Annotated in this window: 9 protein-coding genes; 3 read left to right on the top strand and 6 right to left on the bottom strand. The window is 59.9% G+C overall.

Translation table 11 applies throughout. The features are described from left to right. The first annotated feature begins 110 nt into the window (after positions 1-110). Positions 111-1331 (top strand): hypothetical protein, encoded by a 1221-nt coding sequence (locus tag AC0L20_RS08510; protein ID WP_473288171.1) that lies wholly within the window; start codon positions 111-113, stop codon positions 1329-1331. Positions 1332-1340: 9 nt separating this feature from the next. Beyond that, entirely contained in the window at positions 1341-1952 is a 612-nt protein-coding gene (locus AC0L20_RS08505) for a hypothetical protein (RefSeq protein WP_473288170.1), read from the top strand. Here AC0L20_RS08505 and AC0L20_RS08500 read toward each other — a convergent pair. From AC0L20_RS08500 to AC0L20_RS08490, 3 genes are all read right to left on the bottom strand, one after another. Next, complete coding sequence (locus AC0L20_RS08500) at positions 1949-2899, bottom strand: NAD(P)/FAD-dependent oxidoreductase (RefSeq protein WP_473288169.1); 951 nt, start codon at positions 2897-2899, stop codon at positions 1949-1951. The two genes, AC0L20_RS08505 and AC0L20_RS08500, sit on opposite strands and share 4 nt — an antisense overlap. Continuing rightward, the gene (locus AC0L20_RS08495; protein ID WP_456767932.1) at positions 2899-4908 is read right to left on the bottom strand and encodes a LodA/GoxA family CTQ-dependent oxidase; all 2010 of its coding nucleotides are present in this window, start codon (positions 4906-4908) and stop codon (positions 2899-2901) included. Before AC0L20_RS08495 ends, AC0L20_RS08500 begins: the two co-directional genes overlap by 1 nt. Positions 4909-5210: 302 nt before the next feature. Beyond that, positions 5211-5561, bottom strand: a complete 351-nt coding sequence (locus tag AC0L20_RS08490) for a hypothetical protein (protein WP_456767931.1) — start codon at positions 5559-5561, stop codon at positions 5211-5213. 54 nt (positions 5562-5615) lie between these two features. On the opposite strand from AC0L20_RS08490, the gene AC0L20_RS08485 reads away from it, so the two are divergent. Further along, entirely contained in the window at positions 5616-6968 is a 1353-nt protein-coding gene (locus AC0L20_RS08485; RefSeq protein ID WP_456767930.1) for a hypothetical protein, read from the top strand. Positions 6969-6983: 15 nt separating this feature from the next. Here AC0L20_RS08485 and AC0L20_RS08480 read toward each other — a convergent pair whose 3' ends face one another. From AC0L20_RS08480 to AC0L20_RS08470, 3 genes are read right to left on the bottom strand one after another with little or no spacing between them, the layout of a single operon-like run. Next, the gene (locus tag AC0L20_RS08480; RefSeq protein ID WP_473288168.1) at positions 6984-8093 is read right to left on the bottom strand and encodes a hypothetical protein; all 1110 of its coding nucleotides are present in this window, start codon (positions 8091-8093) and stop codon (positions 6984-6986) included. Next, positions 8083-8730 carry a hypothetical protein gene (locus AC0L20_RS08475; protein ID WP_473288167.1) on the bottom strand — a complete coding sequence of 216 codons (648 nt, stop codon included), beginning with the start codon at positions 8728-8730 and terminating at the stop codon, positions 8083-8085. Before AC0L20_RS08475 ends, AC0L20_RS08480 begins: the two co-directional genes overlap by 11 nt. Further along, complete coding sequence (locus tag AC0L20_RS08470; RefSeq protein ID WP_473288166.1) at positions 8727-10793, bottom strand: AAA family ATPase; 2067 nt, start codon at positions 10791-10793, stop codon at positions 8727-8729. The genes AC0L20_RS08475 and AC0L20_RS08470 overlap by 4 nt, the downstream gene beginning before the upstream one ends. Between the last annotated feature and the right edge of the window lie 29 nt (positions 10794-10822).

Raw genomic sequence — 10822 nt, 5'->3', positions numbered from 1 at the left:
GGTAGTCCTCGGGACTCTCCTAGTCCTCTGGAGAGGCATGTTGCCTTAGGATCGTCATGCGGACGTACGGTAGTCCGCTCGTGACGACACGGTTCGATCCGGAGATACGCATGGGCCTTCTCGCTACGCAGACGGTAGTTCCCGCCGCCAAACTGGACGTTCTGGGTATCGAGATCTGCCAGACAATTCAGAGCCCTGCGAACGACGTGCCTCTCGTACGCGGGAAGCGAACCCTAGTGCGGGTCTACGTAGGACCGACGGGCTTCACCAGCGGGACCGAAGTTCAGGGCGAGATCGAGGTCGCGCCGACCGCATCTGCTGCGGCCAAGTACGTCGCGTCGACTGGGACCATTTCCGTCAAAGCGAATGCCCATCCCGATCTGAATGCGCAGCGACGGGACATCCGTACGAGCCTCAACTTTAATCTTCCTGCCGACGTACTCTCCTGGTCCAGCCTGAATGTACGCGTAAAACGCTTGTTCGCGGGAGGCTCCGACATCCCCGTGGGCGCGAATCCGCCGGTAGCCGTTCCACTGGTCGACGCCGCTCCATTGCGTATCAAGGCCATCGGACTTCGCTACGTGCTCCAGACGCCTGGTGCCCCGCCGAAGCAGATCGCGCCGGCCGCCTATCACTTCGATCATCTTCGTTCCTTCCTCGACAGGGCGTACCCCGTTTCGACGATCGAATGGTCGCAGCTAGTGTTGCAGGCCGACGCGCGTCTGGCACCGCCTTTCTCGGGCCCGACGACCCCTGATGGCAACGACCCGTTGTGGCTGGGTAAGCTCAACGTCGCGCACAATCAGCTCTCGGCGATCCGAGCGAAGGACATCGACGCCGGGACGGATCCGCGCACCCACTACTACGGGCTGATCTCGGACGCTGACCAGGGACTGTTCTTCCGGGGGGCCGCAAAGGATATTCCTCAGCAGCCCAATCCTTCGATTGTAGCAGTCGGGCCAACTGGCAATCCGGCCCAGTACCCGTCGCTCTCATGGGACACCGAGCGGTCATATGGCGGCTGGTACGGGTCCCACGAACTCGGACACACATTCGGAAGATATCACCCGGGCTTCTGCAATCAGGATGCGAGCGACCCGCACTTTCCGTACGCGGACGGCCGGATCGGAGACTCGGCGAACGGAGACATGATCGGCCTCGACATGGGAGACCCATCCCTGGGAATTCCCATGAGGGTCATGGCGAATGAGAGTTGCCATGATATCATGACCTACTGCGACAACCAGTGGATCTCAGCCTACAGCTACCGGGCCATCCTGGATCGTTTGAGCGCAGAGGATACGCTCTTCGCACCAGTGGCCGGAGCATAGGAGGACGCGATGGGCGCCGGAGTGATCGACGGAAGCTTCGCTCACGTGAGCGGTACCTTCGACCTTGACCGCAAGAAGGGAACGATCGACTACGTCACGCCGGTCAAGACGGCGGTGCAGTCGGAAGATTTCCAGGACGAAGGGATCGTGTTGATCGGCCTCGACGGCGCAGACAACGAGATCTTCGACAAGAAGGTGAACCCTCAGCGCAATTCCTGCGCTCCGCATGCATCGTTCGGCACCTTCGACGAATACGTTCCTGTTTCGCCGCAATTGCGCCGTGTCAAGCTCATGATCAACGGGGTCGAGGCCGCGCAGTTCGCCCGGGCTGCTTCCGTTCCGGCCGGAGCGGTGGCGATGGGCGGCCCCAATCCCGGTTCGCCGAACCGTTTTAAGCTCGATGCAGCGCATACCCTCGCGCCCTCTCCCGGCGTCACCTACACCGTCCAGGCCAAAGCCGAGCACGAGCCTAATTGGCAGACCATAGCCGTAGGTCTTCCCGTTCCGAGCACGGACATCGATGTGAACCAGTTTCCGGGAGCCAAGAGCGTATCCGTTCGCGTCCTTCAGTCGGACGGCTTCTCAGAATCTAAGGTTTTCGAGGACAAGAAGACCTTCTAGCTTCTAGAGTCGGAAAGTGCCGCATAGGACGCCCGGCGTCCGCGTTCCGCGTTCTCGAAGGTGCGCCGGACGGCCTCAGAGTAGGCTCGTGCGGCAGGCTCTCCCATTCCGTTGTTGGAAACCACCGCACCCGCGACGGTGAGCGCGGTCGACAGTGCGTTCGCGATCCCTTGCGAGCAGAGCGGGTCGAACGAGGCAGCCGCGTCGCCGATGGCGGCCCATCCCGGACCAGCCGGCGGGAAGCAGAGCACAGATGACGCGTCCACGACTTGGCACCTCGATCCGCGTCCACCGTCTTTCGTACCCACGTGCCACCCCTCACATCTGCCGTCCGGTCCCGTCAGCCGGTAGCTCCAGCCAGCCGAATTGCCCTCAACCAGCAAGCGGCCCCGCGTGTCGTTCGCCAGGGATTGCGTCCCGTGCGCCAATAGCACTTCGTGAACCGTCCTTTGCGCGCCCATGCGGCGCGCCAGAGCAGCCGCTCGCCCCGATGCGTCGAGCATTGTACGAGCCGTCACCGTGATGTTCTGGCCATCCCGACGTACGTGCACACGGAACATGGATTCCTCTCGTTCAATCGCGATAACCCTGCCACGGATGAGGCGCGCGCCCGCCTTTTGACTCAGCCCTCGAACAACTGCGTCCAAGCGGCGCCGGTCGACGACGTAGCCTGCTCCGCCCCGATGACTGATGAATTCCTCGACCGAAACCTTGCCGCCCCAGTCCCGCCGGATACCGGAGCAAAAGCTTACCAGGTCGGGATCCCGTAAGAGAACCCCGAGACCGACCGCATCGAAGAGCCTGGCGGTGGAAGGGGCGATCAGCTCGAGCCGTTCGGTCGTCCTGACCAGCGGATCCACGACGGCAACCTTCATTCCGCCGTTCGAAATCAACGCCGACACGGTCGCGCCGGCGGGTCCGGCTCCGCAGACCAGCACGTCGAACATCAGATCTCGCCCTGCCGATACTGGCGCTTCGGCGCTTGCGGCACCTGCAAAACCAAGCCTCTGGACACTTGCGCCACTTGCGTTGGTTGATCGTTACGCAGATCTTCGACGAACGCGACGAGCCCCGGCTTCGGATCGGATCCGGGAAAATCGCGGTTTCGCCCCTGCTCGACACGCAAACCGTCGGGAAAATCCAGCGATGGATTCTTGACCGCGAGCACCATTCCCAATTCCCACCATTCTCCGACCATGTGGGCGATACGCGTATAGTAGTCGAAACCTCGGACATCTCGGAGCCAGTCGGAGCGGGCCATCAGGTATTTCGAGAATTGCTCTTCGTTCCCCTTCTTCCCAATCGCCGCCGCGATCAAATAGTTTTCGAACGACATCACCTGGTCGGGAACGCGAGCACCCCAGAACGTGGGCATGGACAGGAACGTGCTCGGACTATAGTCCGCGTCGGAGTTGCAGGACGCTCCGTCGGTTTGCCACGGCACGCCGAGAAATCGCGTCAACGCACCGGCGGCCACGCCGTCGAACGGTCCTCCAGGGCCGCAGCATACCTGGGGCGACAATTCCGGTCCGAAGTCCTGCTTGGCCGGATCGTCGGTCGGTAGCACCTTCAGTCGGTACGCGGCCGCCCAGATGTGCGGAATGCGCATGGTCCACGTCAACTCGATGCCCGGATGGAAAGGTCCTCCCAAGCACTCGTGCAGAGGCGCGCGGTTCAGATGGTCGATCTGCTCGGCCGGCGAGAGCTTACCGAATTCCGCGATCGCCGGAACATCGGTCCAGTCGTCGACAAAGTTTCCGGCCGCCCAACGCCCAAGATGCTCGAATTGCGTGCGCGTGACCGAAAGATAGTTGAGCGCGTCGGGAGGCGTGCCGCTTGGGTTCTCGCCATATGCATCTCCGAATATTTGCGGCAAGGCGGCTTCATCGAAGGCTCCCGCCGCCGCCGGATCGCGGAACAGCTTGAACACCCTCGCCCGCCACGGCGCCATCGCCGCGCCCGGATCACGCATTTTGGCGATCACCTGCACGCTTCGGGCGTCGAGAGCCGAACCAAATCCATGCATGACGAATAGGCCATGGTTCACCCACTGCAGCCCCGTCATCCGATCAAAGATTGGCCAAATGTCTTTCGTGAAAGAAGTCGAGGTCGGAGCTGAGATCCAGCCTTGGCTTCGGAAGACCTCTTTTACCGTGTCGTCCATCGTGACGAGCCCAAACGTCCCCGGCGCGAAGTTCGGTGGCGTGACCGCGACGTAGGCGGGCTGCGCTTCCTTGGACGAGCCGTCGGCGAAGGTGACGGTAGCGCGCACCGGTCCGTCGCATACGTCGTCATGCCAACCGTCATTGTTGGCGAAAGTCGTTGGCATGAAGCCCTTGCGAAATGGGCCGGAAGTGCCTCGGCCGCCGAGGAAGATCAGGCGCCCCGCATCGTCAGTTTGCAATTCGCCGAGATAGACCGGCATGGCGGCCCAGAACGTGCCGTCGTCGAGGGTGAACTCCGGACCCGACTTGTTGAGCCCTTCGATCTTTTTGGGTGTCGGAACGATGTCCAACCGGGCGCTTCGACCCGGCACCGGTATCCTTACATTTCGCTTCTGCGCAGGCTTGGAGATACCCCGTGGCAGATCCAACGCCTGATTGAATTCATACCACCCGGCCTTCAGATTGGCGACGCCGACCTTCCATTCGATTCGTATCCCATCGCGGGCAGTGACCTCAAAAATATCGCCGTCAGTCGATGTCGCATAGATGCGGAAACGGACTGCTTGGCGCTTGATCTTTCCGTCGGCTGTCCTGAAATCGGCTTCGTACATGGCGGCGTCGCCATTCGGTAACATCGGCCATCCGCCCACGACTTCCGACGCGATCACGTATTCGCCTTCGCCGTCCGCGTTTCCGACCCTGGCCACTCCCAATGGCGGGAATATCGCGAGAGAAGCGATTGTTGCGCTGGATAGCTTTGTTGAACGAGATGCTGCTTCGGGCGCGGCCATCAATGTCCCCTACAAGTTTTGCAGAACCGGTTGCGGCCGCGCTCCGCTGGCGGCCGCTCGCGTTTGCCAGATCGTGCCACAGGTGGAACGTTTACGCCCTAGGAGGCTCCCTAGGCGACAAGCTGTACCAGGCAGTTGTCCTGCTCTCAGCTCGTGCGACCACAGTCACATTTCCAAGCCAGGGAGCGAGCAGACCGGGCCAGACAGGACAGCACTTGATGGCCCCGAAGCCGAGAGGCTGATCGAGAGAGAACGTGCTGCGGTTTTGAGCAAGCTCAGCGCCTTCTCAAAATAGGCAGATTTTAAGTTTCCGGCGTCACTTCCTTCGCGACCCGGATGAGCTTCGCGATCACGTGCGCGTGCCGCCTGGTGCCATTCCAGACTGAGGAGACGGCGTCATCGATCAATTTGGCTCCGGCGGCATCTCTTTGCGAGGCTTCCTCAAAAATCGGAATACTCGCATATTTCCCCAGAAGCAGTACGGCCCTCGTAGGTCGCTTGAAGTTTCCCGCCAATATCCTGCTGATCCAGGATTGGCTTACAGATCTTCCCTTGTTTCTTTGCGCAATTCGCTTGGACAGCTCAAGTTCGGTGAGCCCCTGCTCATCCAGCCAGGCTCGCAGGTCCGATCCAATAAGATTGGGTTGCCGCATTCTCATTTGTGATTATAATTAGCATATTCGAATATTTGGGGATATACCTGTTTCATGCACAGCGAATGGATCTCAGACCGTACGGCTAAGAAGCGGCTGGACCAGTTGCTGGTGAACGTGCACGCGGGCGATCGCATTACGGCAAGCAAGTGGTTCGGCCGGATTGCGGAGGGCGATATCGCGCCTTCGAGCAACGTCGAGGCGCAGAACTTGCCTTTTCAAAGGTGGTATCGCTTCAAGGAGGCCTTCAGTCCCAGGTTCGTGTCGAGCGCTATCGGATCGTTGAGCCAGCGGCCTCACGCCTGTGTCGACCCATTCGGGGGTTCGGGGACCACGGCGCTCGCTTGCCAATTTCTGGGAGTTCGGCCGGCGACGATCGAAGTGAATCCGTTTCTCGCCGACCTGATCGAAGCGAAGCTTTGCCGATACGACGTCGCGGCGCTCACGCGCGACTATGCGCGCGTACTTCAAGCCGCCCGGGAGCTGCGGGTGGACCCGGTCAAGCTGCTCAAATCCGGTCCGGCGACGATGGTCGAGCCGGGGGTAGACAGCCGCTGGATATTTAACAAGAACGTCGCGAAGAAGCTGCTGGCTTACCGGGAGGCTATCGCGACGCTGGACGAGCCTTCCCACCGCCGTCTCTTCCGCGTTCTCCTGGGCTCGATCGCGATCGGCCTGAGCAACGTCGTCATCAGCGGAAAGGGGCGCAGGTATCGCTCCGGATGGGAGGATCGGCCCGAGCCCGTCGCTGCGGTCGATCGAGCCTTCAGGCAGGCCGCCGAACGCGCGATCGAAGACGTGGCACGGTTCGGCCGCCGCGCGGAGCATCAATACGTTCTTCTGCGCGGCGACTCCAGAAAGCTCGCAGGCTCGCTGCCCGAGGCCGAATTCGCATTGTTCTCGCCTCCCTATCCGAACTCGTTCGATTATACGGACATCTACAACGTCGAGCTTTGGTTGCTGGGCTACCTCACCTCGAGCAACGAGAACCGCTCGCTCCGGGAGGCCACACTCCGGTCTCACGTTCAGGTAAAACGCTCATATGACTGCGATCCGATTTCTTCTCCGCTGTTGCGGAAGACTGTTCGGGCCCTGAGGTCGAATGCCGCACGATTGTGGGACGGCAGCATTCCGGAAATGGTCCAAGCTTACTTCGGCGACATGGCTTCCATTCTGACCGGCCTGGCAGCGACGATGTCGCGACGCGCCGACATCATGATGGTGGTTGGAGACAGCCGTTACGCCGGCGTGCACGTCGACGTCGCCGAAATTCTCGCGGAGCTCGCCAAGGAGCTCTCCTTCGAGGTCAAGGCGGTCCGTCCCATCCGGGCGATGAGGGCGAGTGCGCAGCAGGGCGGACATCATGTCCTGAGTGAAAGCCTCGTCCACTTGCGACGCCGCAGATGATCTAAGACGGCACGGTCAGCTCTTGCCGAGTTCGGCCGCCTGGAGACTGCCCGTCGAGCGATGCATGAAGTACTTCCGGTAGCTCACGGAGCGGCTGGCTGCCAAGGCCTCAACATCGGGCATCTTCTTATCGGCGTCGCGGGCGTCGAACGCGCACAAATAAGCGACGGGAGCGCCTTTGTCGCAGCGGTAAAGATCCGCCTGCACGACGCCTTTCATCGCCCAATCATTATTTGACTTGTCGGAAACCTTCCGAGGTTTGCCGTCGTTAGCCAGGCGCTTATGGCGGCTGCGAAGAACCTTGACTTCGAGAACACAAGGTCCGCATCCAGGCGTCAGTACGTCCGAGCAGATGTAGACATCCATTCTGCCCGATGAACTACCGACCTCGGCCAAGACACTTCCCCGTTTGAGTTTGCGGTCGAGATCGTTAGCAAGCGCCTTGCTGATGCGGATTTCAAGCTTTTCGCCGGTGACGCCATCCGTAGCATTGAACCAGGGTTCGAGCACACCGGACGGAGTGCGAGTGTAGTCGCTATGGAAGGTCTGGATTTCTTTGTCGAGATCGACCAGATTCCAGACCGGTGCCCCCACGTTAGCCCTGACCTGTTGCTCTCTGGACACCCCGTTCAATCCCGCCTTGAGCAGGATCAGATTGGCTTCCGATGGCTCGAACACAGCAATGTGCCGATCGCCGAGGCTTAAAGCGCCGATCGCATCGAAAAGATCCTGTGCTGTCTCCACGTCCGCGACTGGAACGGCAATCGCGCGTTCGAGATTCACAGTCGTGAAGACGATGTGACTTTCGACATTCAGCAGCTTCTGGCTGTGGAAAGCTTGGTAAACTTGGCATGCTCCCTGTCCGGCCGTCTCAAGTTCCTTCTTGTCCTGCGAAAGAGAGCGCGACAGAACCATCGCGAATGGCTTTGCGGACTGCGCCGTAGTAGGCCTCCGCGAGATCCAATCTGCCGCATAGCGATAGACTTCAGCTTCGAATGCGAAACCCTCAGCGTCAGGATCCGCCGGCGCCGCCTGTACGCTGTCGCGCCTCTCGATCCGCACGCCTCGCGCGGCGTCGGGGTTCAGTAGAGATTCCGCTTTCTTCCGTTGGTCCTCAGGAGGCACGCCGTTGCTCCTGGGACAGATCCCACGCGCGTTCGAGATACTGGAAATACCGGTGCAGACGAAGCCGACGTACGTTCGGGGCGCCCTCTTCGATCAAGCTTTCCGCAGCCGCGGGAACGAGATTTTGATCGTCGTCTCCATAGTGGACTGGAGCATCGTCGGCAGCATTGTCATAATTCACGTCGGCCAAAGCGACGGCGTCTCGTTCGGTCGTCTCCAAGGAAGCGAATGCGAGAGCAACCTCACGCAAGTACACAGCCTTGGGAAGTGCGGTCTCAAGTTCGATTGCCGTGTCGACGGCCTTCATCCCTTTGCGGGAAAGGCTGTAGTCCGCAGAGATCCAATAGCCGATTTCGTCTTTAATTGGCTGCGAATTGGAGACGTCAACCAAGCCTTGCGCCACGAGGCGCCCGACGTCCCAGTGCACGACCGGAAAGAACGGGCCACGTCGGTATTTGAGAATGTAGCCGTCAGGCAGCAACAAATCGTAGACCGGCGCAAGAGCATTCGCCAGATAAACGAGCCGATGCAATCGCTCGACCGACAACGGCGCTACTCCGGCCCGCTCCGCCGCGTCCAAAAGCATCAGCAGCCAGACACGGGCGACCAGAACCGATCGTTGGGGTCTCTGGCTCATGGTTGTTCCTCGCCCATCGCCCGTCGGAACATCCCGGCATAGTAATTCCTGTGCTGGACGAGAGCAGCGTTCGGCGCGGCCAGTTCTAGTAAGTTGATAATTCTCTTCGAACGGTCGCGCTTCGGAACGACTGGAGCGACAAATCTCTTGGTCGGGGCAGGCCTCAGCTTGGGATTGGTCGGGCTCTGACGCTCGATAGCGGGAGTTCGATTGACGCCTAGAAGTGCGCTCAGCATCTCTTCGTTGTTCAGGTTCGTACTGGCGATGAAGACATTGTCCAACCGTTTGTCCTCAGCGTAGTGGCGGAATGCTTCACCAGCCATCCGTACGAATAGACTGTCGAGGCTCGATTCAGGCGTCTCCAAAACCAGCATGGATTCCGTCTTGCCGGACGTCACAGCACTGATGAGAGCCATCCGGAAAGCTATGTCCAGAAACTCGGCTTGGGACTCGGACACGGCTTCCGCGCTTTGACGCGTGCTCATGCTCTGATTGAAGACCCCCGAGGTCATCATCACCTCGAAATAAGGGAAATCGAACTTCGTCCCCTCTTGTCCGATCGAACGCCGTTCGCTGGCAAGATTGAGCTCGCACCTTTCGGCAAGTACGATACCTGCATACTCTCGAAAGCGCCGACGAATGGTCGCGACAGTATTGTCGATAACCGTCTTTTGCCTGCGGACAATGCGTCCGTACCGAGTTTCCGCTTCAAATTGATCCGTCTCAAGTCGGGCGAGTTCCTTCTCGCCCTCGGCAACGGTGGTGCGCAGGTTCTCGATGTCGGCTTCGTTCGGGATTTCGACGTAGCCGAGCTGATTCAACTCGAGCCTGAGATCTCTCAGTTTTCGCCGGTCCTCCTCTCTCCTGTCCGTAAGCTGTTCGAACTCGGTCTTGGCTTTGTCGGTCTCTTCCGAAGCGACCTGCAGTGCTTCTCTGAGCTGCTCGGTCTTGGCTTTGAGGCGTCTCAACCGGGCATGGCTAAAGTCCGCGGGCGTCGTCACCTTCTCATGACGTTCGGATGGGCTATCGCAGATCGGGCAACGATGCTCTTCGAGCTTCTTGCGCAGATGCTCGGCAACGTCCGGGCCCTCCGTTCCGCATACAAGACAGCCTCCGCCACCCAATATGTTCAAGAAAACATGCTGCGCTGTCTCGCCGATCTCGGGAAACAGGTCTTTGTAGTGTGCCTGCTCCTCGTATTCGAGCGCTATCCGAGCTTCCTGCAAATCAAGAAGAGCCCGCTCTCGACGAAGGCGCGCCTCCTCCATGCTCTCCCGAGCTTCCTCGATGAGCGCAGCTTGTTCGCGGTCCAGCTCTTCTGCCTGAGCGATGGATGCCTGCAAACTCCTGAGATGGGACGCTTCCGAATCCCCTGACGCCGCCTCCAAGGCGGCAAGTCGATCTCGATCGCGCCCCAAGACCGCCCTTCTGTTGCGGTATCTACTGTCGGCCGCTTGCGCGGCATCATAGGCTTCCGACGCTGCCTTTGCGGCTTTTGTGTCAAACAGCAAGACCCGCAGCATGTCGTATTGAGAACGACGATCCCAGATGAGCTCGACGCGATCTTCGAGATAGAACACGAGATATCGCAGTATCGCGAAGAAGTCGAAGAATGTGGCTACGCCCGAGAGCTTCACCACCGTGTCGCTGTATTCCTCGAGCGAAGCCTCCAATGGCTCTCCATCCAACGCAAGGTAGTCAACCTGTAGCGTGCTGAGGCGCCGGCGTACGGTCAGGAGGTTCTTCCCGAAGGCAATGTCCACTTCGACGGTGGCCTGTCGCGCTCCGTCTCTCACTCGGTCGCGGAAGTAGTTGCGATTTCGCCAGGCGCTCAGCTCATGTTGAGACCCCAAGAGACCCGCGTCATCGCTCTTGCTTTGATCGAACGGGCCCAAGAGAGCCCGATAGAGAACGTTGAGGAGGGTCGTCTTGCCTAGCCCGTTGATGCCCACGATCGCATGCACGCCGCGATCGAAAACATGAGAAATGCCTTCGGACTCTTCGTTCTTGAAGAGTTCGTAATTGTGCACCTCTAGACGCCGAATAATCGGAAATCGGATCAATCGAAACGTTTCCCTACACCCCGATCGGA

The sequence above is a fragment of the Bradyrhizobium sp. Kon58 genome (genome assembly GCF_055807455.1).
This window is presented reverse-complemented; position numbering and strand designations above follow the sequence as displayed.